16 protein-coding genes and 1 pseudogene are annotated in these 23,542 nt (G+C 71.7%); 4 read left to right on the top strand and 13 right to left on the bottom strand.

Annotated features, from left to right (window positions below; genetic code table 11):
- Positions 1 to 33: 33 nt before the first annotated feature.
- From CP973_RS15930 to CP973_RS15975, 10 genes are all read right to left on the bottom strand, one after another.
- Positions 34 to 1,266, bottom strand: a complete 1,233-nt coding sequence (locus CP973_RS15930; RefSeq protein WP_150241245.1) for an amidohydrolase — start codon at positions 1,264 to 1,266, stop codon at positions 34 to 36.
- The gene (locus CP973_RS15935; RefSeq protein WP_150241247.1) at positions 1,263 to 3,164 is read right to left on the bottom strand and encodes a TOMM precursor leader peptide-binding protein; all 1,902 of its coding nucleotides are present in this window, start codon (positions 3,162 to 3,164) and stop codon (positions 1,263 to 1,265) included. The genes CP973_RS15930 and CP973_RS15935 overlap by 4 nt, the downstream gene beginning before the upstream one ends.
- Entirely contained in the window at positions 3,161 to 3,919 is a 759-nt protein-coding gene (locus CP973_RS15940) for an ABC transporter permease (RefSeq protein ID WP_150241249.1), read from the bottom strand. Before CP973_RS15940 ends, CP973_RS15935 begins: the two co-directional genes overlap by 4 nt.
- Entirely contained in the window at positions 3,916 to 4,836 is a 921-nt protein-coding gene (locus CP973_RS41765; RefSeq protein WP_244409869.1) for an ABC transporter ATP-binding protein, read from the bottom strand. Before CP973_RS41765 ends, CP973_RS15940 begins: the two co-directional genes overlap by 4 nt.
- A 1,265-nt stretch (positions 4,837 to 6,101) precedes the next feature.
- Positions 6,102 to 7,190, bottom strand: a complete 1,089-nt coding sequence (locus CP973_RS15950) for a lantibiotic dehydratase C-terminal domain-containing protein (protein ID WP_150241251.1) — start codon at positions 7,188 to 7,190, stop codon at positions 6,102 to 6,104.
- On the bottom strand, positions 7,187 to 9,931 hold the full coding sequence (locus CP973_RS15955) for a lantibiotic dehydratase (protein ID WP_244409520.1): 2,745 nt from the start codon (positions 9,929 to 9,931) through the stop codon (positions 7,187 to 7,189). The genes CP973_RS15950 and CP973_RS15955 overlap by 4 nt, the downstream gene beginning before the upstream one ends.
- A 13-nt stretch (positions 9,932 to 9,944) precedes the next feature.
- Complete coding sequence (locus CP973_RS15960) at positions 9,945 to 11,537, bottom strand: SagB family peptide dehydrogenase (RefSeq protein ID WP_150241253.1); 1,593 nt, start codon at positions 11,535 to 11,537, stop codon at positions 9,945 to 9,947.
- 37 nt (positions 11,538 to 11,574) lie between these two features.
- A complete protein-coding gene (locus CP973_RS15965; protein WP_150241255.1) occupies positions 11,575 to 13,557 on the bottom strand; it encodes a TOMM precursor leader peptide-binding protein in 1,983 nt (660 codons plus the stop codon).
- Positions 13,554 to 15,719 carry a TOMM precursor leader peptide-binding protein gene (locus CP973_RS15970; RefSeq protein WP_150241257.1) on the bottom strand — a complete coding sequence of 722 codons (2,166 nt, stop codon included), beginning with the start codon at positions 15,717 to 15,719 and terminating at the stop codon, positions 13,554 to 13,556. Before CP973_RS15970 ends, CP973_RS15965 begins: the two co-directional genes overlap by 4 nt.
- A gap of 196 nt (positions 15,720 to 15,915) precedes the next feature.
- Positions 15,916 to 17,628, bottom strand: coding sequence for an AfsR/SARP family transcriptional regulator (locus tag CP973_RS15975; protein WP_167538342.1), 1,713 nt, complete (start codon positions 17,626 to 17,628; stop codon positions 15,916 to 15,918).
- Between the two features lie 595 nt (positions 17,629 to 18,223).
- On the opposite strand from CP973_RS15975, the pseudogene CP973_RS40420 reads away from it, so the two are divergent.
- Positions 18,224 to 18,367, top strand: a pseudogene (locus CP973_RS40420) (IS5/IS1182 family transposase); the annotation flags it as partial.
- 267 nt (positions 18,368 to 18,634) lie between these two features.
- On the opposite strand, the gene CP973_RS15985 reads toward CP973_RS40420, so the two are convergent.
- A complete protein-coding gene (locus CP973_RS15985; protein ID WP_150241260.1) occupies positions 18,635 to 18,949 on the bottom strand; it encodes a hypothetical protein in 315 nt (104 codons plus the stop codon).
- Between the two features lie 164 nt (positions 18,950 to 19,113).
- Between CP973_RS15985 and CP973_RS15990 the strand changes: the two genes are divergently transcribed.
- Positions 19,114 to 19,497, top strand: coding sequence for a DUF6191 domain-containing protein (locus CP973_RS15990; protein ID WP_150241262.1), 384 nt, complete (start codon positions 19,114 to 19,116; stop codon positions 19,495 to 19,497).
- 169 nt (positions 19,498 to 19,666) lie between these two features.
- Here the strand turns inward: CP973_RS15990 and CP973_RS15995 are convergent, their stop codons facing one another.
- Positions 19,667 to 20,911, bottom strand: a complete 1,245-nt coding sequence (locus tag CP973_RS15995) for a PucR family transcriptional regulator (RefSeq protein WP_244409521.1) — start codon at positions 20,909 to 20,911, stop codon at positions 19,667 to 19,669.
- A 357-nt stretch (positions 20,912 to 21,268) separates the two neighbouring features.
- On the opposite strand from CP973_RS15995, the gene CP973_RS16000 reads away from it, so the two are divergent.
- Positions 21,269 to 22,117, top strand: a complete 849-nt coding sequence (locus tag CP973_RS16000) for a DUF4394 domain-containing protein (RefSeq protein ID WP_150241266.1) — start codon at positions 21,269 to 21,271, stop codon at positions 22,115 to 22,117.
- Between the two features lie 283 nt (positions 22,118 to 22,400).
- Here CP973_RS16000 and CP973_RS16005 read toward each other — a convergent pair whose 3' ends face one another.
- The gene (locus tag CP973_RS16005) at positions 22,401 to 22,769 is read right to left on the bottom strand and encodes a cupin domain-containing protein (RefSeq protein WP_150241268.1); all 369 of its coding nucleotides are present in this window, start codon (positions 22,767 to 22,769) and stop codon (positions 22,401 to 22,403) included.
- Between the two features lie 74 nt (positions 22,770 to 22,843).
- Here CP973_RS16005 and CP973_RS16010 point away from each other — a divergent pair, with 74 nt between their 5' ends.
- The gene (locus CP973_RS16010; RefSeq protein WP_150241270.1) at positions 22,844 to 23,317 is read left to right on the top strand and encodes a MarR family winged helix-turn-helix transcriptional regulator; all 474 of its coding nucleotides are present in this window, start codon (positions 22,844 to 22,846) and stop codon (positions 23,315 to 23,317) included.
- The last annotated feature ends 225 nt before the right edge of the window (positions 23,318 to 23,542 follow it).

Genomic DNA, 23,542 nt, shown 5'->3' on the forward strand with positions numbered 1-23,542 from the left:
GGAGGGGGCGATTCAAGGCCGCTGACAACCGCCTCACAGCTCGCTGACACCCACCAGACACGCGAGCGCCGCGCCGGCCATCGCGGTGATACCGGTCCGCAGCGTGGGCACGGCGGCGGGTGCGAAACGCGGGGAGTGGTTGGGCGGGAGTACGGTGAACTCGCGGCCGGGCGCCTCGGCGCGGGCTTGCCGCCACTCTTCCCGGCCGACACAGCCGAGCATCCAGTAGACGGCCGGTATCGCGCCGCCCGCCGTATAGCGGGGGAAGTCCTCGGCGGCCATGGAGGGCCGCCAGGGCAGCACCGCGGCAGGCCCCAGCGCGGCGGCGTGCGCCCGCCGTACGGTGGCGAGCCACCGGGGGTCGTTCACCGTCGGCTCCGCCCTGGCGGTCACCTCGACTTCGGGCGGATGGCCCGGCAGCAGCCGGGCGGCCTGCGCGCACGCCAGCTCGCGCACGGCACCGGCGGCGCGCTCGGCGGCCGCCGCCGTCCCGGCCCGCACGCTCACCTCCAGCGTGGCGCGGTCCGGTACGACGTTGGCCGCGGTTCCCGCGTGCAGGACGCCCACGGCGGCCGACGCGTCGGCACCCACCGCCGCGCGCAACCCGGTGACGACGGCGGCCGCCGCCTCCACCGGGTTCGCAGCGCCGGCCGGGTCTGCCGAGTGCCCGCCGGGGCCGTGCAGCACGACCCGCAGGGTGCGGGCGGCGGCGAGGACGGTCTCCGCATGCGCCACCCGGGCCGCCGGGAAGGGCGCGAGGTGCTGGGCAAGCACCGTGTCCGGGGTGCCGAACCGCTCGTAGAGTCCGTCGGCGAGCACGGCTTCAGCGCCGGTGAGGGTCTCCTCGGCGGGCTGCGCGACCACGGTCACGGTGCCCCGCCAGCGCTCCCGCAGGCGGGCCAGGACATCCATGGCGCCCACGGCCGCCGCGAGATGCGCGTCATGTCCGCAGGCATGCATCACTCCGTCCGTCCGAGAGGCATACGGCAGCCCGGTCTCCTCGCGCACCGGCAGCGCGTCCAGTTCGGCCCGCAGCAGCACGTTCGGCCCGGTGCCGTCGCCGAGCACCCCGACGACTCCATGCCCGCCGACCCCCTCCGTGACCGCACAGCCCCGGTTCCGCAGCGCGGCGGCCACCGCGGCGGCCGTCCGCCGCTCGGCACCGGAGAGTTCGGGGTCGCTGTGCAGCCGGAGGTACAGCTCCAGGGCGGCCGGCAGCGCGGCGGTGACTTCGGCCCTCAGCTCATCGGTTCTCGGATCGGTCATGGGAACGGGTGCGGTATCGGAATCAGGTCGGCGGGGGTCAGGTCGGTGTCGCGCAGGCCGGCCCTGCGGTACGCGGAGAACATGCGGGGCATGTGCCGGGCGCGCTGACGGGCCCAGCCGAAGTCGAGCGGCAGCAGACCGGGGACGATGGTGGCCACCGTGTGCACCCCCAGCCCCCGCTGTTCCGGGGAGGTCTGCTCGACCACGACGACCTCGTGTCCGGCGGCCGCGAGGGCGTCGGTGACCAGGGCGACGTCGGCGCGGACGTCGGTGGTGCGCGGCCGGGCGCGTTGCCAGTCCGCGTACACCTCGGCGAAGGGCAGCGTACGCGCGGCAGAGGTGTACCGCTCGACGTGCGGGAGCATCTCCGGCAGCGAGAACAGCGCGGGATGGTCGCGCAGTTGGCGGACGCGGAAGTAGTCGGCCGGCATCGCGCGGACCTCCTCCTCGCGGTCCCGGAAACGCCGGGGCAGCTCGGGCAGGTAGGTGAGGATCTCCGACACCGCCCCGCGCACCGCCGCGTGCGGGTCGAGGCTCGCGGCGGCGGCGAAGGACAGCGTCCCGGGGCCGCGGTCGCGGCGCACGGCCAGGCCGGTGACAGCGGGCACCGGCAGGTCGATCCGGTTGTCGAAGAGGTGGACGTCGTAGCCCTGCAGGGCGGCCCGGTCCAGCATCATGCGCAGTTCGGGGTCGGCCACCGTACTGACGTCGATCTCGGTCAGCGTGGCGCCGCCGTACCAGCCGAGCACGAACGAGTCGCGCTCGATGAGTTCGAGCAGCCCGAACAGTATGGCCTCGGCGAGCGTGCCGCCGCTCGCGCAGCCGTTCGAGGAGTCGAAGACGAAGTTGTCGTCGGAGGTCTCGCCGCCGTAGTAGACCAGCCGGCGGGGCACCAGGACGTCCCGGCCGTGGGTCAGGTCCCGGCCCCACACCCAGGGGATCGGCCTGGCCGGGTCGAACGGGTCGCAGGCGTCGTCCAGTTCGTAGGTCAGGTCGGAGTACACGCCGCAGGTGCGCGGATCCAGGGCCTGGTCGCGGATGTCGTCGTAGGCGGCGAGCAGCGGGGCCGCGCGGTGCCGCCGGGCGATGCCCGCGTACCGTTCGAGGCCTTCGAAGAAGGCCAGGTCGCGGCTGGTCCGGAAGGAGTTGTCCTGCCCGCTGAAGGTCATCTCCGCGAGCCCGTAATGGCCCTTGATCATCACCCGGCCGGTGACCGGTGCGGTGGTCGGTGAGGTGATGGTGTGGAAGGTGCGCGGGCCGAGGATGCCGCAGACGGGGTTCACCAGGGCGTCCTCGGGCAGCGCGAAGCTGTCCGTGGTCCGCGCCCGGTAGGTGTCGGGTGCCGGCTTGGGGGCTGCGGGCAGTTCCCGGGTACGGGGCTCCGTTCCTTCGCCACCGCAACCGGGGCACATCGGGTCCGGGACCAGCGGGAACCGGCGGATGTGCAGCGTCTCCAGCTCCAGCGCCCACACCCAGGCCGCGCCCAGGCGCCGGTCGGCGGGAAGCTCCGCGGCGCCGGCCGCCAGGTACAGCTGCCACAGGGCCTCCACGGCGGTCGGCAGCAGCAGCGGCCACGCGCCCACCGCCTCGGTGCCCGTGCCGAGTTCGAGCGCCTGGCGTTCGTACTCGGGGCGCAGCCGCTGCCAGCGCAGGGCCAGGCAGTGACCGCACGGGTCCGTCGGCTGCGCCCGGAACGGGCCGACGACCGCGTGGGCGGGGCCCAGGTGGACGGTCGCGACGGGGCGGGTGGCGGCTTCGGGATCATGCGCTTCATCGAGCACGTCGTACACCCCGAGGGTGGCGACCACCGGCGGTGCGGCCGGATGGCCCGCCGGGGCGTGCAGCTCCCGCAGGGCGCCCTGGAGTGCCTCGGCGGCGCTCGCCCGCTGGGCGGTCATGACTTGTTCTCCCAGCGGAACGTCCTGGCCGCGAGCGCGGCCAGGACCGCGGCGAACACCAGCAGCGCCAGCAGGCGCAGCGCATACGGGCCGAAACTGATCGGGCCACCGTCGAGGACCCCGGTCACCGCCTCGTTCATGTAGCGCAGCGGCAGCACGTGGGAGAAGGCGCGCAGCCAGTCGGGGGACTGGTTCAGCGGCATGAACGAGCCGCTGAGGAACGCCATCGGCACCATCAGGCAGTTCGCGAGCGCGCCGACCGCGTCCGGGGTACGGCACACGTTGCCGAGGACGACACCGATGGCGAAGAACGCCAGCGCGCCGGCCACCAGCACCGGCACGGTGAGCAGCAGCCCGACCACCGAGGCGTGCAACCGGAACGGCGGGGCCATGGCCACCGCGAGGAACAGCACCGCCTGGGCGACGGCCACGACGAGCACGATCACCAGCCGGCTGCCCAGGACGGTCAGTACCGAGGTGGGGGTGCGGCGGATGGTCCGCAGCAGGTCGGTGCCACGCCACTTGACCAGGGAGTAGGCGGCCCCGAACACGGCGGCGTTGCCGACGCCCCAGGCCATCACGCCGGGTGCGAGGTAGTCGATGACGGTCTTGCCGTGGTCGGCCTCGTTGGAGCCGAAGAGCAGGCCGAAGACCACAATGAAGATCAGCGGGAAGGCGAAGGTGAAGAACAGCTCGGCCTTGTTGCGGCTGGAGGCGAGGAAATTGGCCCGCACCAGCGGGGTGAATCCGGTCACCGGGTGAACTCCGCTCCGGTCAGGTTCAGGTACACGTCTTCGAGGGTCGGGCGGCGCGTCTCCACCTGGTCGAGGTCGACGACGGCGCCGAGGGCGGCCAGCACTTCGGAGACCGAATCCGTGCTGATCTCCGTGTCGGCACCGGTCTGCCGGGTGCCCAGGACACCGGGCAGCGCGGCGGCGGCCTCGCAGGACAGCAGGTCGCCGGGGACCCGGATGCGGCTGGCGCCGCCGGCCTCGCGGATCAGCTGCCGCGGCGAGTCGAGCGCGACCACCCGGCCCGCCTGGACGATCGCCGTGCGGTCGCACAACTCCTCGGCCTCGTCGAGGTGGTGGGTGGTACAGACGATGGAGCAGCCCTGGGCGCGGATGTCGCGCAGCAGCCGCCACAGGCCCCGGCGGGCCTCCGGGTCCAGGGCGGCGGTCGGCTCGTCGAGGAAGAGCAGGCCGGGCTCGTGCACCAGGGCGGAGGCGATCGCCAGGCGCTGGCGCTGACCGCCCGAGAGCTTGTCCACGCGCACCTTCGCCGAGCCGCCCAGGCCCACCTTCTCCAGCGCCTCGGCGGCGGCCGAGCGGGGCAGGTCGTACAGGCCCGCCATGGTCTGGAGGTGTTCGATCGCCGTCAGGTCCGGGAAGAAGGCGGACGCCTGGCTCTGGATGCCGAGTCTGCGGTACACGGCCATCTTGCGCGGCCAGGGGCTTTCGCCGAAGACGGTGACGGTGCCCGAATCCGGCACCCGCTGCCCGGCGAGCATCTCGATCAGGGTGGTCTTGCCCGCGCCGTTGGGGCCGAGGATGCCGAAGAACTCTCCCTCGCTCACGGTGAAGGAGATTCCGTCGACGGCCGTGGTGTCACCGTACGACTTGTGCAGGTCTTGTACGACCACCACGGGCTGGTGCGGCGGTTGTCGGTTCACGGGGGCGGAACTCCTTCGGTGCGTGGGAGGGGGTGGGGACAGGGGTGCGGGCCCGCCGTCGGGCGGTGCCTGCGGTGGTGGTTCGGTACGGCGCCGGCGGCGACGCCGGCCGACGGCGAGCGAGACCGCCGCCCACAGGGCGACGGCGGCCAGGACCAGCAGCCGAGTGGTCCCGTCGGTCGTCCGCACGACGAGCAGGGCGACCGCCGCAGTGAGGGCGAGCGCGGTCCCGGTGAACAGGGCCGCGTAGCTGCGGTACAGCCACCGGGCCCGGGCCGGGTACGGCACGGCGTCCCCAGCCCGTCGCTGCCGCAGGTACGCCCAGGTCTGCGGTCCCAGATCGATGGTGCCCAGAGCGTGCTGGAGCATCCGGTAGCCGTCCAGGCCGGGCAGCGGCAGGTAGTTGAACAGGGCACGCAGCACGCCGACCACGAGCAGGGCGGAGAGGCTGTCGTGGGTGACGTCACCTTCCGGCAGCGTCAGCCACAGTGCGAAGAACGGCAGCAGGAAGACGAGGTTCATGACCACGCCGACCGCGGCCGTGGCCACCTGGTGGCGCCGGGAGCGCAGCAGCAGGACATCGTCGGCCTCGCAGTAGAACATCACCAGCGGCAGCCGCCAGCGCATGCCGATGGAGGTGGCCCGGCCGCCGTAGTGGTGGCACCACAGGCCGTGCCCCACCTCGTGCAGCGCGGACGACGCCCATAGCAGGGACCCGGCGAGGACGGCCAGTTCCGGATGCCGGTACAGCACCGGCAGGTCCCGGACCAGCCCCGGCGCACCGGCCGCGAGGCGGGCCAGCATCCCCGCACACAGCAGCAGCGTCACCACCGTCACGGGTGTGGTGAACGCCCAGCGGGTACGGCGGTACAGGCGTTCCAGCATGGGCTGCGGGTCGCCCCAGTCCAGCGAGCCGGTCAGCCAGGACTTCTCGGTGAGCGGTCCGGGTGCGGCAGGTGCCGGCACGGGCGCGCCCGGGGCGTCGAGGAAGGAGCGGCGCCACAGTGTGCCCAGAATCGCCGACCAGGTCTTCTCGTCCAGGGCCCGCCCGTACGCGGCGGCGTACTCGGCGCCGATGTCGCGCAGCGTACGGCTGCCGTCGAGGCGCTCGATGACGAAGTGCTCCTTGGCCCCGATCTCGAAGAACCGGCCGGTCCTGCGGTCCTTGACCAGGTGGACCGTGCGGGGGCCGCGCAGCACGGCGGGCCCGAGGGCCAGCTCGGGCGCGCGGCGCGGACTGGCGTCCAGCAGAGCCGGGGCGGACATCACACCGCGCCTTCCGCCGCCGTGGCGGTCTCCGCGATGGCGCGGGACAGTACATGGCCGAGGTACGCCTCGTCGGTCAGCGTGATGTGCAGCCGGTTGTTCGTCATGTGCAGATACGCCGGCAGCAGCCGCTCCAGCGCCTCGGCCGGGTCGGTGACGGTAACCCGCCGGGTGCGGTCCCAGGACGGGAAGACCAGCTCACCGGCGCGCGCGTGGCCGGCGATCCGGTCCCGGAGTTCGGCACAGTGCCGGGCCCAGGTGCCGAGCGAACCGGGCAGCCCCTCGCCCTCGCCGGAGCGCACGGCGGAGCTGATGACGGCGTACCGCTGCGCCACCGCGGCGGCCATGGCCGGGTAGCCCCGGTCGAAGTCGGAGCCGGAGACCAGGTCGGTGCTCTCGAAGGAGCTGTGCCAGAAATCCCGGTACCGCTCCAGGAACCGGACGGTCTCGGCGTCGTCGTCGAGGAACACCGAGCACATCACCATCATCAGCTGACCGGCGTATCCGAGCAGGACGCTGCGCATGTGCAGGTTCATCACACTCATGGCTTCGAGCACCAAGTCGGTGGAGTGCGTGAAGTGCCACTCGGCGGTCCGGACGCCGACGCCGCCGCCGTACTTGTCGTACTCCGGCTCGTACGGCGCCCAGTGGAAGGAGTTGTTCTTCCGCAGGCGCATCCGGCCGTCCTCGCCGAGGTACTGCGTGCGCTGCTCGGGCGTGAACTCAAGGTCGAAAAGGGTGTTGTAGAGGCCGACGTAGAAGTCCGACTTCACCTCGTACAGGGAGGGACGGCGGCGCAGGAACGCGGCGATGGCTTCCTCGGCCCGGGAGACGACCTCCTCGCGGGTGGCCCGGTCGGCCTGGTCGGCGAGGCGGAAGCGCACCCGCACGTGCGGGCCCTCCAGCCAGTAGTTGAGAAAGAAGTACTCCTCGACCAGGCCGGCTGTCCGCAGCTCGGCGAAGAGCGGCTTGACGCAGGTGGTCAGCAGGGGACGCGGGTTGCCGGTGTAGAAGACGTACACCGCGAGCCACCTCTCGTCCGTGGCCGGCAGCCCCTCGACGGGCGGGAGCGCTGGATGTGCCGTCATCGTTCCTCGCTGGGGTACGGCCGCCGCGCGGGCGGGGTGGTGAAGGTCTCCATCACGATCTCCGTGATGTGCGATCCGGCCTGCGAGGTGGTGTGCAGGCCGGAAGCGTCCGGGAACATCTCGGTGACGGTCACCGAGGCCACCTCGTCGGTCAGCAGATGCTCGAAGAGCCGAAGGGACAGCACGCTGTCGAAGTCCAGGTAGTGGGGCTTCTGCCGCCGGGGCACGGCCACGTCCTCGCCCTCCGGTGCCCGCAGCCGCAGGGTGACGAACACCTGGGCGTCCATGCCGTGCCGGCGCCGCCACCGCTGCCAGCGTACGAACCACTCTCCGCACCCCTCACCGGGCCGGCGCACCGGCAGGGCGGTGACGGGTACCGACCAGCTGCGCCGGCTGAGGACGACCGAGCCGTGGCGCACCCGGGGCCGGGTGCTCACACCGTCGTCGGTGCGCGGGCCCTGGGGGACCCCGCCCCACGGGTCGATGGTGACCATCGCGGACGGCGAGAGCAGCAGCAGCGTGCGGGCCACCTCGGGCAGCGCCGCGGGCACCAGGTAGCCGAGGTAGACCGGGATCACCTCGCGGCCGAGGGAGCGCGAGCGCAGCACGAGCCGGTCGGAGTCCGGGTCGTGGGAGAGGACCAGGTCGTCCAGCGGGATGCGGGCCTCGGCCGGCGCGGTGCTGTGCTCGCCCGGGCAGACGATCTCGTAGTCGGTCAGCCGCGCGTGCAGGTTGAGGTTGGACCGGGCGGTACCGCCGGTGACCTCCGCGAAAACCGCGTCCCGTGGGCAGGCCGTGCGCTGCCAGTCGCGCAGGCGCCCGGCCAGGCCGAGGTCGGCGAAGCCATGGGTGAACCGGGAGAAGGGGAACGACAATCCGCCCCAGGACCGGTTGAGCACAGCGGCCGGACCGTCCTCGGCCCCGGACAGCTGCAGGAAGTGGGCCTCGGGCCGGAAATCGGGTGCCAGTGCACGCAGCCGGTCGGCGACCGCGTCGACGAAGGAGTCGTCGAGCACGATCTCCGCGCGGTCGCCCTGCTGCTCCCACAGCGCGCACATGCGCTCGGCGAACAGCTGCCGGGCCGCGTCGACCGCGGTGATCTCCGGTTGCTCCAGCCAGTTGTCCGCCGGTACGTAGGAGCCGTCCGCGGCGAACGGGACCCGGGACGCCGACACCCGCAGGTAGTGGTCGTAGATGTCCTCCTGGAAGTCGCTGACCAGGCCGAGCAGATCGGAGCAGGTGCCGCCGCGGCCGTAGCGGGTCAGGAAGAAGCCACGCAGGGTGAGCCGGTGTGGCAGGGCCAGGTCGAACGCGGGCATGATCCGTGACAGGGAGGCCAGCGATCCACCGACGCGCTGCTCGAACTCCGCCCGGTCCAGCGGCACTACGGCGGCCGCGGCCCGGGTGTCCTCGTACACCAGGGTCGGCGGCAACGTGGCGTGACCGGCCCCCAGGTCCGCGTGGAGCACCCCGAGCGTGCGGCGGACCTCGGCGAGCAGCCGGCGCCGCTCGCCGAGGTCCGCGCCGCGGTAGGCGCGCACCAGATCGCTGACCTGGGCAAGCCCGTCCGCGAGCCGTGCGGCCCAGGGGGCGCCGATACCGCGGACCGAGTCGGCGAAGGCCAGCACCGGGTCCGGGCTGTGCAGATCGACGGCGAGCGCGGGCACCGAGAGCAGGCCGAGCCGCAGCAGGGTGGCCAGGAAGCGCTCGCAGTCCTCGGCGGGGGCGCCGAGGCGCTCGGCGAAGCGGGCCAGCAGCTCCCGGTAGCGCAGCGCAGTGCCGTCGGCGAAGAGGGCGATCAGCTCGTCGAGCCCGCCGGTGTGCCGCAGGAAGAACATGGTCTCGCTGACGGCGTCGAAGCTCGCGGTGACGCTGTCGTCCCCTGCGGTGACCGTGCGCCGCACGTAACGGATCCGGTCGGTGTCGCTGGTCCAGCCGCTGACCAGGGTGACCGGCAGGTCGCCCCGCAGCCGCTCGTCGGCCGTGACCAGTTCACCGAGCCGGTCGAGGACGGCGATGTTCAGCTGGGTGTGGTCGGTCCATCGCTCGTCGGCCGCGAGCGCGAAACCCCGCGGGCCGCCGCTGCGGAACTCGCCGACGGCGATGCCGGTGAACGCGCTGAACGGGCTGGTCTTGCAGGCGCTGCGGTAGACGTACTCCAGCAGCGAGCGTTCGATGCGCCGCTGCTTCTTGTTGAGCGGGCCGGACCCGGCCGTCAGATAGGAACCGAGCTGTTCGTCCAGGACGGCGGAGGCCAGCAGCAGGCCCTGACGCAGCCGCGGCTGCCCGGCCAGTTCGACCAGGTGGGACCGGGCCGAGGTGAGTTCCTCGTCCACGACCGGCTCGGCGAGCAGCTCACGCAGCTCTTGGTGGAGGCGCAGCCAGCGGCGCAGGTCGGTGCCCAGCTCGCCGCCGACCCGGTCGGCCACCTCCTCGCCGTCGCGCGGCAGCACGCCCGTGAACACCTTGCGGCGGGTGTTGAGCAGCTGCCGCCGGAAGTGTTCGTCCTCGGTGGCGCCGACCAGCGCGTGCAGCGCGTCGCTCAGCCGCGCCCCTTCGGCGCGCAGGCGGTCCTGCAGGTCGAGGACCTGTCCGGCCCAGGCCGCCGAGCGCGGCTGGCGCAGCCCGGCGACGGCGTCGTAGGGCAGGCCGCCGATCCGCGCCATGAAGCGCGGGCCGAGCGTGCTGCCCTCGGCGGGGCCGGCCTGGGCCGTGGGCCCGGCATGCAGATCAGCAGTCATCGTGCGCGCCGCCTCAGCTGTTCTCGAACCGGCAGCCGGCGAACCGGCCGCGCTCGTGACCGACCATCAGGATCAGCAGCGGCTGCTCGTGGGAGCCCTCCAGGCCGAGCTCCTCCATGTACGAGATGTTGTCGAAGCCGAGCGCGGCACCGCAGCCCACGCCGATCCCGCTGCTCGCCGTGTAAACGGCCTGTGCGACGGACCCCACCAGGGCGTTGACCAGGCGGTAGCCGCGGGGTCCGACGGCGTCGATGACGTCGTTGCCGCGCACCACCGGCACCACGACGGCCCCGGCCTGCTCCAGGTTGTAGTTGTTCAGGAAGTAGTTGCGCTGCAGGAAGGTGCCGTAGGACCCGGCCTTCACCAGGACCAGTTCGTCCGTGTCCGGCACGTATTCGTAGATCCCTGGCTCGACGCCCTCGACGTGGTTGACGAACACGTGGAACTTCACCAGGCCGAGCCCCTGCCCGTCGGCTCCGGACAGGTCGCACGGCAGGGCGGCGCCGGTCTCGGCGGCGGCCAGGACGGTGCTCAGCTCGGCCCGCGTGAGGCGCCGCAGCGCCGAGAACCCGCCGAAACTGCTGCGTCGGCCGTGCAGTGCCTCGGATACGCCGGCCGGGCCGAAGTCCGCCGGGCCGAGCGGCAGCCGCTGCCCGTCGCCGGCCGGCAGCGCCGTCGCCGGGGCGAGGGCCTCAGGTGCGGGCCGCCGGCCGGCGTCGGTGCGGGTGTCGGCGTGGATGGCCTGGAGCAGTTCGAACCGCAGCACGGTACGGGAGCGCTCCTCGTCGGTGTGCCGGACCGAAGAGCGGACCGGGGAGGAGGCCGCCCCGTGGCTCGCGCCGTCCCAGGCGAGCGGTACGACCGCGAAGACGCCCTCGTCGTCCGGATCGGACCCGATCAGCTCGCCCAGACGTGTCTCGTCGAACCAGAACGCCGGCCGGACCTCCAGGTTCCGCGCGCCGGCCCACAGCCGCCAGGTCTGTATGACGGTGCCGATGTCCATCGTGGTGGCGTGGTAGCTGAAGCTGTTGTACTTGAAGGCGTTCTGCCAGAACTTCAGGCCCAGCAGCAGGAACTGGTCGGTGATGACGGCGTCGGAGCCGGCGGTCTCCAGCGCGGCGGCGACCTGCCCGCTGACGTCGCCGCTGAGCAGCCGCTGGATGCCGTGCTGCGGCGAGTTGTAGTAGTAGACACCGGGCGCTACGGGGGCGCTGGGCCCGGCCACCCAGTAGATGCTCACCGGGTAGAGGCCTCCGCCGGAGGCGGTGCCCCGCGCGAACTTCGCCGAGCGGTACGACTGCACCTTGTCCAGGTCGTCGTTGGCGTTGATCTCGATGCGGCGGGCGAGACGGCCGTAGGACTCCAGCAACATCCCGGACAGCGACTCCATGGTGAAGCCCGCCGTACCGGTGCCGCCCCCGGCCGTGAAGGCGGTCCGCAGCGAGGCGTCGCCGTCCACGGTCGCGGGCAGTTCGATCGTGTCCAGGCCCCGGTAGAGCTTGGTCTGCCGGGGGGCGTCGGCCCAGTTGGGCTGGAAGTTGCGCGGCGGCATGCCGTCGCGGCCGCGGTGCAGCACGGCGTCGAGGTACTCGTGCGCGAAAGCCATCGCGAAGTCCTTTGCAGATCAGGCGCGTTCAGCGGGTTCAGGGGAATGGGTGCGGGGCCCGGTTGAGGTCCGCCTCGGTCAGGTCCCGGTCGGTGAGTCCGGCGAGCCGGGGCGCCGTGCGCAGCCGGGGCATGCCGAGCGCACGCTGCCGGGACCAGCCGAAGTCGATGGGCAGCAAGCCGGGCACGATCACCCCGGCCGTGCTCAGGCCCGACTCCCGTTGCAGGGCGAGGCTCTGGTCGACGGCGATGACGTCGAACCCGGCCCCGGCGAGCATCGCCACACAGGCGTCGACGACGGCACGCGGATCACCGGCCGGGCGCAGCCGTTCGTCCAGGTCGGCGTAGGTCTCGGCGAGTGAGCGCCGGCCCCGGTCCGCCAGCAGGAACTCCGCGTGCCGCCGCATCCCGGGCAGGCCGTAGAGCAACGGATGGTCATGCAGGCCGAGCACCCGGTCGAAGTCGTCCACCATGGGCGCCAGCCGGTCCAGGTTCCAGGCGACGCGGCGCGGCAGGTGCGGGGCGTCGGTGGCGATCTCCACCAGTGCGGCCCGCAGCGCCTGCTCCGGGTCCGGGGAGGCGCCGGCGCCGAACGCCAGCGTCCCCGGGCCGCCGTCGACCCGCTCGGCCACCGCGATGACGACGGGCACACCGAAGCTCACCCGGGCGTCGAAGAACCGGGCCCGGTAGCCGTGCAGAGCGAGCCGGTCGATGAGCGCCCGGGTGGCCGCCGAGCGGCTCGTCCCGCCGTCGATCTCGGGCAGCGCCAGCCCGCCGTACCAGGCGAGCAGGAACGCGTCGCGTTCGATCAGCTCCATCAGGCCGAAGTGGACGGCCTCGGTGAGCGTGCTGCCCGAGGCGCAGCCGTTGGAGCACTCCTGGACGAAGCGTTCGGCGAGCGGCACCGAGTGGTAGTAGGTCAGCAGCTCCGGTACGAGCACCGGCGCACCGTCGCGCAGGGAGCGGCCCCACACCCAGGGGAGTGTCCGGTCCTCGGTGAAGGGCGCCACCCGGCGTGGGTCGCGGGCGTAGAACTCCTCCGAGTACACCCCGCAGTCCCGCGGATCCAGCGCCCGCCGACCGGACTCGCGCAGCTCGCGCAGGCTCGCCTCGGTGCTCGTCACCCGGGCCCGTGACCGCATGCCGGCGTACCGCTCCAGCCCCTCCAGCAGGCCCACCCGCGCGCTGTCGCGGTAGCTGAGCGTGTGGCCGCCCCAGAACGTCTCGTGCAGATAGGTCCCGGAACGCAGATCCATCCGCCCGTACGTCGATGCCGTGGTCGGCGAGTCGTACTCGCGCACCACGCCCGGACCCAACACCCCGCACACGGGGTTGGCCAGCGCCTCCTCGTCCAGCTGAAGGTCGTCCAGCGAACGCAGCCGGAAGCCGCCGCCGGCCGGGGCGGCCGAGCGGGGCAGCTCCCAGTCCGCGTGCCGTTCGTCATCGACGGTGGCCTCGGCGCACACCGGGCACTCCGGGTCCGCGGTGAGCCGGAACGCCCGCGAGCGCAGCGAACGCAGGTCGAGGAGCACCACGGTGGCCGATCCGACGGCGCCGTAGGGGTCCCGCAGGCCGGGCGACTCGGCCAGCCATGCCAGGAGCCGGCCGAGGGTCTCGACGGCGAACGGCGTCAGGTACGGCGTGCCGTCCAGGGCGCAGGTGCGCCCGCCCAGTTCGAGCGCGTCCCGCAGCTCCTTGCTGCGCACCACCTGCCAGCGCCGGTTCAGGCACTGGCCGCACGGTCGTGCGGCACCGGAGGGCCGCACGGGGCCGAGCACCGCGAGGTGCCCGTAGAACCGCAGGGACACCGTGGAACCGTCCGGGTGGGTCTCGCCGCCTCCGGAGGCCAGGTCGTCCGTCAACTCCCGCGCCGGTACGCTCAGTTCGTCCCGTACGCCCAGTGAGGCGATGTCGACGCGCAGACCGCGACCGGCGAGCACCGGGGCGAGCGCGGTGTGCAGTTCCTCCCAGGCCGGTTCGGTCCGCGCGCCGGCCTCACGCACGGTGAGCGTGCCCGTCATGGCCGCTCCGTGGCGGCGAACAGCACACGCGCCGCGTGCAGACCCGCCTGTCGCAGGTCGGCGGAGCCGTCGCCGACGACATACACCTCCACACCGCGCTCCCGCAGCGCGTCGAGCACCGCACCGGTGTCCGCCGCCGCGTCCTCGCCCAGCGACACGGCCTCGCCTGCGCGCAGGGTGTACGGGTCGAAGGACGCGACGAGGCTCCGGCCCAGTGCCGTCTCCTCCTCGGGCCGCTCCGCGAGGATCTGGCACTGTCCGAGCAGATCGCGCAGCGCGCTCTTCGCGGCCCGCGCGGGCGAGAGGTCCGCGCCGACCGCCCAGCGGGGCACACCGTCGGTCTGCCGGGCGCGGGCGAGCAGGACGGTCGCCGGTGTGCCGCTGTCCAGGCGCAGCAGTTCGACACCGACGCCGAGGTTGTCGGCGCTGCGCAGCAGGAAGGTCAGCTCGTCGTCGCCCGCCAGGCTCTGCGGGTCGACCGGCGGTGCCGGTGTCCCGGACCGGACGGCCGCCTGCATGGTGTGGTGGGCGAGCGCGGAGAACAATCCCTCGTGGGCGGCCTCGCCGGGCGAGACACCGACGCCGAGCCCGGCAGGGGTGGGGTCGAAGGCGCGGGCCGGGTTCAGGCGCATCGCCCGGGGGCGGACGGCGCCGGCCGGGACGAGCACCTCGGTGCCGTCGACGAGGGAGACCGCCGGGCACCACTCGTCGGGAGCGGGCCCGCTCTGGGCGATGCCGGTGAAGGTGGTGAGTGCCGCGGGCTCGATCCGCGGGACGCCCTGGCGGTCCGCCGCAGGCACGCGGTACGGGAGCGTCACCAGGTCGAGGTAGTCGGCGGCGGCCCGGCGCAGCGCGCGCATCCGGGCGCCCGCGACATGGTGCAGATCGAAGGCGGTCACCACCCGGCGGCTGCCGGTGCCGGTGCCGAACCGCAGCCGGCTGACCTTCAGCGGCAGCTGGGTGGGCCACTCGTCGTCGAACTCCCGGAAGACGCCGGTCGTGGCGCCGACCAACTGGGCGGTCAGCTCGTCGAGCGCTTCCACCGCCGGGTCCGTGCCGTCGTCCGTGGCGCCGCGTACCGACGACTCGACGGGGGCGGTGAGCTTCACCCGCTGCCAGTCCAGCGCCGCCGGTGCGGGGGTGTCGTCCGCGCACAGCGTGCACAGCGGATGCCTGAGGACCTGGGCGACCGCGGTGTCGAAGGAGTCGATCTCCTGGACGATGACGGAGTTCTCGGTCTCGGGCGGCAGGACGCCGGTGAACTCGCGGAAGGCCTCGTAGCCGAGCAGGTTGCCGAGGATCGCCGACAGATGGCGGCCCGGCCGGGGGCCGTCCTGCCCGCCGCCGACGGCCGCCGCGCGCCAGACGTCGGCGGCGGCGCCGGGGTCCCCGTTGAAACCGAGCCGCAGCATGGCGCAGGACCAGCAGGCGCCGTCACCGCCCGACCTGGCCAGCGGGCCGACGACGACCCGGTGGCCGTACTGGGTCAGCGGGAGCAGTCGCTTCCCCTCGGGGACGCCCTGCGTCAGCAGCCGCATCACCTGGGCAGGCGCCTGTCGGCCGGTGCACACGACCAGGTCGAAGCCGTCCAGCTCGGGCCAGTCCAGCAGCCGGTCGTACTCGGCGACCTGGGTGACACTCGCCGGGGTTCCGGTCTCGGCCAGCTCGGCGGCCTCCTTGGCGGCTTGTGCGAAGGCGTCCGCCGGGCCGGCGAAGCCCACCGACGCGATGCCGTTGCGCAGGGCGGCGAGCGCGCACCAGCCGGCCACCGCGTCGTCACCGAGAACGGCGAGCCGCGCGGAGCGGAAGTCGTGGAAGCGTGCCGCGGCACGGTCCTCGAAGTGGTCGATGTAGTTGATCTGTGCCTCGAACCGCTCGGCGACGGCGGTCTCAAGAGGGGCGCCGGTTTCGCCGGGGGCGGGGACGTCGCGGGCCAGCCCGCGTTCCATCAGCATCCGCACCAGGCTGCTGACCATCTGCTGCTGCTGGGGCGGGAGCATCCCGCACAGCTCGCGCACCGTGTAGTCGCCGTTGAGGTAGGGGACGATCAGCGAGGCGAACCGGTAGGCGGACCGCCCGGCCAACTGGAAGCCGCCGTGTGCGTTGTGGAAGAGCACGCCGTCGTTGGTCTCGGTGAACAACACGTCGCGCTTGATCCGCACGCGGGCGCCTGCGAACGGAATCACCGGTGGCGTTGCTGATGTGGACACGATGTCTGTCAGTCCCTTCTGGGATGGGGAGCCGCTCCACGGGCACGCGACCGCGTCGGTACTGGCGTGGGCGGGCTGGGGTGACGTGATGACGTCGGTGTGACGTGCTGGAAAGTGGTGTGCGAGGGCGCCGCGGCCGGGCGGAGCGCTAGCGCGCGGGGGCCGTGGCGGCCGCTTGGCCCTGTGGTCGCAGGGCGCCGCGCAGGTGGCTGCGCAGCAGGCCGTGCAGGCGGTATCCGCCGCCCGGCCAGTAGTCCAGGGCGCTGGCCTCGATCAACTGGTCGAGCAGCAGGTGCAGTTCGCTCTCGGTTCCGCCGAGCAGGTCCGCGCACTCGGCGAACGTGAGGCACTCCCGCGGCGCCTCGGCCAGCCGTCGCAGGGCGGGTACGGCGCCGGACGGGAGCGTGGCGAGGTAGTCGTCGAAGGCGCGGGCGGCCGAGGTTCCCTGCGGACCGCCCACCGTCAGCTCGGCCAGGGACGAGGACCGGGCTCGGTCGAGGGCGGCGGCGATGTCCTGGCTGGGGCGCAGCAGCATCCGGGTGGCGACCAGGCGCAGTGCGATGGGGTGGTCTCCGCACAGGGCGGCCAGTTCGTCAGCGGCCTGCGGGTCGGCCGTGGTCACCCGCTCGCCGAGCGTCGTGGCCAGGAACTCCAGCGACTCCGAACGCTGCCAGGGCCGCAGCCGGAACACGCTGGCGCCTCGGCTGACTGCCAGGTCGGCGAGGCTGTGGCGGCTGGTCACCAGGACGCTGTGGCCGGTCACCGCGTCCAGGACGGGCAGCACCTGCGCGCTGGAGGTCACTCCGTCGAGGACGACGAGGGAACGTTCCGGCATGGCGGGGACCCCGACGCCTGCGGCGTCGGCCGCGTCCAGGAAGTGCCAGCCGCCGGGGAAGTCCGCTCCGATCCGGCGGGCGAGGCGCAGGACGAGCGCGGTCTTGCCGACGCCCGGGAGCCCGGAGACGATCACGGTCCGCCGGGCCTGCTCCTTGGCCAGCAATCCGGTCAGTTCGGTGAGTTCCGCGTCCCGGCCGCAGAAATCGGCGGGTTCGGCGGGCGGCGGCGCCGGCGACCGGCCCGGTGCGGCGCCCGCCGGCGCCGCCCTTTCTCGCTCCGTTGCGGGCCCCGGAACGCTTCCCAAACCCTCGCCCTTGACGATGGCTAGATGCATTCTTTGCAATTCGGGACCCGGGTCGATACCAAAATTTTCCCGGAGGTACTGCCTTACCGACTGGTATTCGGATAGGGCCTCGCTCTGCCGCCCCGACCGATAGAGCGCCTCCATGAGTTGCGCGGCCAGCCTTTCATCGCCCGCATACTCCGCGGTCAATGCGCGCAGCTGCGGGACGATGGCCGCACAGTTTCCGCGGGCGAGTTCGATCTCATGACAACGCGTCAGCGTGTTGATCCGCTCCTCGATCAACGCGGCCACGGCCGAGGTGCGCAGTACGGGCGAGTTGACATTCGCCACAGGGGCGCCCCGCCAGTAGCCCAAGGCCCGGCGCAGCAGGCCCAGCTCGGCGTCGGCGGAGTCGCACTCCCCGGCTCTGCGCACCATGTCCCGGAAGGCGAGCAGGTCCAGCGTGTCCGCGTCCGCGAGGATCCGGTAACCGCCTGGAACGGTCTCTATCCCGCTGCCACCAGCACTGTTCAGCCCGTACTTCTCCAGCAGCTTGCGCAGCCGCAACATGGTCGCGTGGATGGCCGAGGCGCCGGCCGCCGGCGGTTCGTCGCCCCACAGGACCCGGCGCAGGTACTCCTGCGATACCCCGGTGTTGGCATGCAGCAACAGGGCGCCGAGCAGCATGGTCGGTTTCGACGACGGCAGGACGACCGCCTCGTCGGCATGGCTGATTCGCAAGGGCCCGAGGACCCCGAAGAGGTGCCGCATCACTTCCCAATCCCCCGTCGCGCGCCTGTAAATGCCGCGCGAGCTTGAGCCTGACGGTAGGTCATTGAAACTGAAACGTTCCACTCGGCATGGTCAGTGCCGGACCCAAAGAGCCGCCGGTTCGAATAGAACTGTCTCCTCCCGTGAGGATAATAGGCGAGAACGGACCATAAGTTCATCGGGGGGCTCTTGTGTGCAAACGAAAACAGTGCCGGTGGAACCGGAACGCTGAAACTCACCATCATCATCGGCAAGGTCACGAACCGTACTGTGGACTCACTGCGGGCCCTGACGGCGTCGGCACCCGTTACTTCCCCGGACCTGATCGGCTCGCTCGGGAAGGGGGTGGCTGATGCCGCGCCGACGGAGCCAGGTACGGAGCGCCTTCGAGCTGTGGCCCTTGTCGCCCAGGACTGCGAGGGTCGCATCCGAGGCCGTCCCGGGCCCAAGCGGGGCACCCGTAGCGCCTCCGTGACCGTGGTGAACTGGGTACAGCCGTTGGTGTTCCTGCCCGTGAGCGTGAAGGCGAGCGGGCGGCCGACGCCCGTCCCAGGCGAAGTGGATTTTGCTGATCAGCGGCCGTGCCTGGCGTGCTCTGCCGCCATGCTTCGGCACCTTGAAATCTTCCGCCCACCGCCGGTTCCTGACCTGGTGGAGGGCCGGCACCTGGAGTCGCCGCGGCTGCACCCCGATCGCCCGGCTCCATGACCGCTCCCGGCGCCCCCGCCTGTCGGTCGCCGCCCTGCTCTGCCAAGAGCCCGCCCACCCCACTCGCCTGATCTGTCGGCCGCGCGCCGACATCCGTTCCGATGGGCGTGAGTCCTTCGCCTGGAGCGACTACCGCGGCCTTCTCCGAGCCGCCCACCGGCAGCTCGGCGGGAACATGGTGCTGGTCTGGGCGACGAGCCCATGAGTCCATCGCGCACCGCCCAAATGCCCCTCCCGGCAGGAGCCGCGCCCGTCGGCCAGCAGGCGGTCAGCGTGGAGGCGCCTGTTCCTGTCCGTTGTGGCCCGTGCGGCGGATGTGCACGGTGCCGGTGTCCAGGTCCACCCGCACGGGCGGGTCCTGCGCCGGCCTGACGTTTTTGCGCACGCGTTCTTGTTCCATGGCGCGCTTGACGGCCTGGGCGCCGGGGGAGCCCTCCTGGACCAGGTCGGCGCCGATGGACGACAGACGCTTGGTCTTGCGCCAGTAGATCCAGCCCCGGGCCTCCATCGCCAACAGCACACGGTCGGCCAGGAACACCACGGGGACCGCGAGCAGGACCAACAACGCTAAGAACGCACCCATGGGCTGGAGCGTACTTCGCTGATCTGGCCCGTGGCGCCTCCGCCGGATGGGGGAGGCGGCTCGTCCTCCGGACTGATCCCTGCGCGCCGCGGACCCGCAACAGTGGTCCTCATGGTGATCAACGGGACGTGTGCGGCTGGGGTGTGGGCGGCGGGGGGCCGCCCGTGACGGTCTGGCTCATGTCGTTTCCGGCCTTCGCATGTGCGCTGGCCCTGTTCGCCCTGGTGGAGAGCGTATGGCGGTGGTTGACCGGCCTGGGCCTGATTCCCTGGCTGCGCAGACGCTCCGGGCCTTCGCTGTCGAGCATCGCCTTCGACGAATTCACGGCCGTGGTCAACGGGAACAAGGCGGCGGAACTGAAGCAGCGACAGGTGGAACTGCTACGGCGGGACGACGAAAGCGACGGCGCGCCGCCCTGTTCCCGTGTCGACCTGACCGGCGGCACGGCGTTCATCGTGGTGCCACAGGAAGCGGACGATCCGAGTGCTGACAGGGACGACGTGCTCGCCGACCCGTCGGATACACCTCAGAATCCCGGTCGCGCTTAGCGATTCCCGCTGGTCGGGCGGTGATGTCTCGGCCTGGGTAGTTGACGCACCACCAGGTGGAGCGTTCGGGAAGCCGGTCGCACCACGGTCGTCGGCATCGAATGCTTCCACCACCACGCCGCCGGTGACCTCGCCCTCGCCCGCGAGGGTCTGGAGGTCGCCGCCGGGTTCAGCGCCACGCTCCCGACAGGCGCCGGGTGACGACCGCGCTGAGCGTACGCACGCCCCGCGCCGAGCCGGGGTCGATGCCGGTGAGTTCCCGTACCCGGCGAAGGCGGTAGTCCAAGGTGCGGACGTGGACGTTGAGAGCGGTCGCCGCGGCGCCGCGGCGCATGTCGTGCCGGTAGTACGCGTCGAGGGTGATGAGCAGGTCCGGGCCGGAGTCCAGCCGTCGGGCCACGTCACGCAGCCATGCGTCGACGAACGGCACGCCCACGACGGCGAGTTCGACGAACACATCGGCCAGGGTGTGCGGCCGGAGCCGGGCGGACGCCCGGCGCAGCGGGGCCGCCCGGCTGATCCGCCGGGCCCGGTCGAGGGCGTCGGCCAGGTCGGGCAGCGGCGCGGTGGCGGTGCCGACGGCGCAGGGCCTGCCGAGGGCTCGGGCGAAATCCCGTACGAGCTCGAAGAAGTGGTCGGGGACGAGATCGGGCAAGAGGTCGAGAACGGCGTGCGGCGGCATGGTTCCCGCGCCCGCCACGTCGGAACCCAGGGGAATCAGAGCGATCAGCTCACTGCTTCCGTTTTCGGCCTCCGTCCCCCACGTGACCGGCACCTGATGGCTTTTCACCAGCGTTTCGATCTCGTATTCCAGGAAACGTTCATCGGCCGGGCGGTCCGGTATCCGGAACACCGTCACGGCCCAGTGATCCGGCAGTTCCATGTCGACGGCCGAGGCGAGTTCCACCGATATGGGATCGCCTTTCAGCAGCGACCGGACCAACAGGGCGACCTGCTCGATGTACCGCGTCCGGCGGCGCATTGCCCGTACGAATCCCTGGCAGTAGGCGCTGATGCCGCGTTCGCCCTGCGGGGCGAACCAGGTCATCATGCGCATGATTTCCTCGACACCGCCGCCGCGCTGGGCCTCGGTCGCCTCGTTGATCTCGCGCAGCATGAGCGCGGTGTGCAGCCGCAGCACCCGCTGCCGTACGTCGAGCGTCATCCCCGCCCCGGCCCGCAGCTCGCCCATCGACGCGATGTGGCCGAGGTCGCCATCGGTCAACGCGGCGTTGTCCGGCGACAGTTCGACGGTGCGGCGTCGGAGCCACAGCGAGTGCTCCAGCGTCTCGGCCCGTGCCCGGGTGTCCTTGTCCAGGAGTCCGAATCCAGGGATCTCGCGTGTGTACGCCTCGACCTCCCGGCGGGCGTTGGCCGACGCCTGCCGCGCCAGTTCGGCGAAGAGACTCCCCACGGATACGAGCATGCCGTTCCGGGCGTACCGGCCGACAGATGAATTCCGGACGGTGCTTGTCACTGCGCATGAATCGACGGCAAGCAGGCGACCAGGCTTTTGTCACAGTGCGCAATATTCCGGGACCGGAGCGCTCTCGTCACCTTTTCCGCTTGTGCGGGAGTCGTCCAGCGGCCTTAATGAGAACCGCGTACACGCTGGTGGGAACACCGTGGCAGTCGTTCCGGGTTCAACTCCGGCATGACTCCGGTAATCGGTACAGGTGGGCGTACGGAAATCTTCAGCCGGGCGCCGCGCGAGGGCGCTCACACAACACGGAGGGGAACTCCGATGAGAGCAGGTACGAGACGGAGAATCATGGCGGCGGCTACGGTCATGGTCACATCGGTGGCGCTCATGCTCGGTACGCCGGGTACCGCTTCGGCCGCGCCCGCCGCCACCCCCGGCCTGCGTGCGTTCGGGATCAGCGGCGACGGCACCCTGATGGCGGCGTTCAGGACCGACCGGCCGCAAGTCCTCGACTGGGTCAGGGCCGTCGCCGGCCTCAGCGGCGACACGAGCCTGATCGGGATCGACCTCCGCGTGCAGGACGGCCTGTTGTACGGGGTCGGCAACAAGGGCGGCATCTACACGATCAAGATCCCGTCGGGCACCGAGGACGTGGTGGTCACCAAGGTGTCCCAGCTCCAGTACGAGTTGAGCGGCACGACGTTCGGCGTCGACTTCAATCCGGCGGCCGACCGGCTTCGTGTGATCAGCAACAACGGCCAGAATCTGCGGCACAATCTCAACAACCACACGACCGTCCAGGACCTCAACCTGACCACTCCGCCGACAGAGGGCACGACCAAGGGCGTCACGGCCGCCGCGTACACGAACAACGACCGCAGCGACGCCACCGTGACCACCTTGGTCGACATCGACACGACCAGCGACCAGGTCGTCCTCCAGTCCCCGGCCAACAACGGCACACTCGCCCCGACCGGCAGCCTCGGCATCGACGCCGGACTCAACGCCGGCATCGACATCTACAGCACCCTGTCCGGCGGGAAGGCCGTCGACAACGCCGCCTTCGCCTCCCTCACCCCGTACGGAGCCGGCACCCCGTCGCTCTACAGCGTCAACATCTTCACCGGCCAGGCCACCCCCATCGGCCAGTTCCCGCTGAACATCACGGACCTCGCCATCGCCCTCACCGGCACCTGACCCGGTCGGTCATCCCCTCGCCGCGGCCTGGCCGTCACCGGACCGCGGCGCGTCACCGCGACGGCGTGCGGCGTTGTGTGGTGGATCCGGCAGGTCCGGCACATCCAGCTCATCCGACACATCCGACCCGTCCGTCACGTCCGGCTCACCCGACACGTATGACCCATCCGGCACGTCCGGCACATAGTCCCGCCGCTGCTCACGGGTCGGACCGGTTCCGGTGCTGACTGCACCACGCCTCATGGGCGGGGCCCGTGAGCCGGGCCGCGGTCTCCGGTCTGGCTCACACGGCCCAGGGGAGCGTGACCTTGTTGCCGTCGGGGAGGGCGGCCTGTCCGCCGACCGGCATGGCGACGAGGGCCTGAGCGTCCTCAAGCGCCGTGAGCCGGCGAGTGGCGCCGCCCGGGACCATGACCGCTTGGCCGGCCTTGACGATCTCCGTCTCGTCGCCGATGACCACCTCGAAGGCGCCGGAGATCGGCATCCAGACCTGCTCGCGGTCGATCGTGTGGACCGGAGTCTCCTTGCCGGCCGCCATCTCGACTCGCCAGGTACACAGCTCGGTGCTGCCCTGGCTGGGTGCCGCCAGGCCGAACATGGCCGCCGCGGCGGTGCGGGTGGTGCGCGCGTCGGTCTCGGTCACTACGTGCATCTTCGGCTCCTTATAAAGTAGCTTTACTCGCCGCGAGTAAAGTACCTGTACTCATCCGTGTCAACATGGGGGAGATGGAGACCAACGACCCTCTTGAGCGAGCCGAGCTGAGCTTCCTCCTCGGCATGGCGTTCCAGCTGGTGCTCTCCGAGTTCGTGTCCAGACTCGACGCCGCCGGCTACGGCGAACTGCGCCCCATGCACGGACTGGCCTTCCAGGCGCTCTTCGGCGCCGGACTGACGAGTACCGAACTGGCCGAGCGGCTCGGGATCACCAAGCAGGCTGCCGGCCAGCTCGTCGACGAGCTGGAGAAGAGCGGCTACCTGCAACGACGGCCCCACCCCGCCGGCGGGCGCCGCAAGCTGGTGGTGCTGACCGAGCAAGCCCTGAAGCACCTGGTCGTAGCGGGGGGCATTTTGCGCGAGCTTGAGGACGAGCTGGCGGTGCGGCTCCAGCGGGAGGGGCTCACCATGCCGCGGGCCGAGCTGGCCGCGCTCGTTCGCACGCTGGCCGGCGATACCGTCCCGCCGTTGCGCCCCGTCTGGTGAACGCCTTCCTGCCCCCGGAAGCGGACATCGCCTGTCTGATTTGGAAGGCTGTTGACGGTAGTGGGTAAAGCAGGTTGACTAGCGCGCGATCGATTGCGACGCCAGCTTGCGGAGTCCAGATCAGACGATCATGAACGTGATGTCCCACACCTGGCGGGGTCGAGCGCCCCGGGGCCCCGACCCCGGCCCCGAGTACGGCGCCGAGTACGGCGCCAAGTACGGGAG

The organism is Streptomyces albofaciens JCM 4342, from assembly GCF_008634025.1.
GTDB classification, from domain to species: domain Bacteria; phylum Actinomycetota; class Actinomycetes; order Streptomycetales; family Streptomycetaceae; genus Streptomyces; species Streptomyces albofaciens.

Bases quoted from the DNA above. Each gene is read 5' to 3' on its own strand.
- CP973_RS15930 (WP_150241245.1), bottom strand. From the start codon at position 1,266: ATGACCGATCCGAGAACCGATGAGCTGAGGGCCGAAGTCACCGCCGCG.
- CP973_RS15935 (WP_150241247.1), bottom strand. From the start codon at position 3,164: ATGACCGCCCAGCGGGCGAGCGCCGCCGAGGCACTCCAGGGCGCCCTG.
- CP973_RS15950 (WP_150241251.1), bottom strand. From the start codon at position 7,190: ATGACGGCACATCCAGCGCTCCCGCCCGTCGAGGGGCTGCCGGCCACG.
- CP973_RS15955 (WP_244409520.1), bottom strand. From the start codon at position 9,931: ATGACTGCTGATCTGCATGCCGGGCCCACGGCCCAGGCCGGCCCCGCC.
- CP973_RS15960 (WP_150241253.1), bottom strand. From the start codon at position 11,537: ATGGCTTTCGCGCACGAGTACCTCGACGCCGTGCTGCACCGCGGCCGC.
- CP973_RS15965 (WP_150241255.1), bottom strand. From the start codon at position 13,557: ATGACGGGCACGCTCACCGTGCGTGAGGCCGGCGCGCGGACCGAACCG.
- CP973_RS15985 (WP_150241260.1), bottom strand. From the start codon at position 18,949: ATGGGTGCGTTCTTAGCGTTGTTGGTCCTGCTCGCGGTCCCCGTGGTG.
- CP973_RS16000 (WP_150241266.1), top strand. From the start codon at position 21,269: ATGGCGGCGGCTACGGTCATGGTCACATCGGTGGCGCTCATGCTCGGT.
- CP973_RS16005 (WP_150241268.1), bottom strand. From the start codon at position 22,769: ATGCACGTAGTGACCGAGACCGACGCGCGCACCACCCGCACCGCCGCG.
- CP973_RS16010 (WP_150241270.1), top strand. From the start codon at position 22,844: ATGGAGACCAACGACCCTCTTGAGCGAGCCGAGCTGAGCTTCCTCCTC.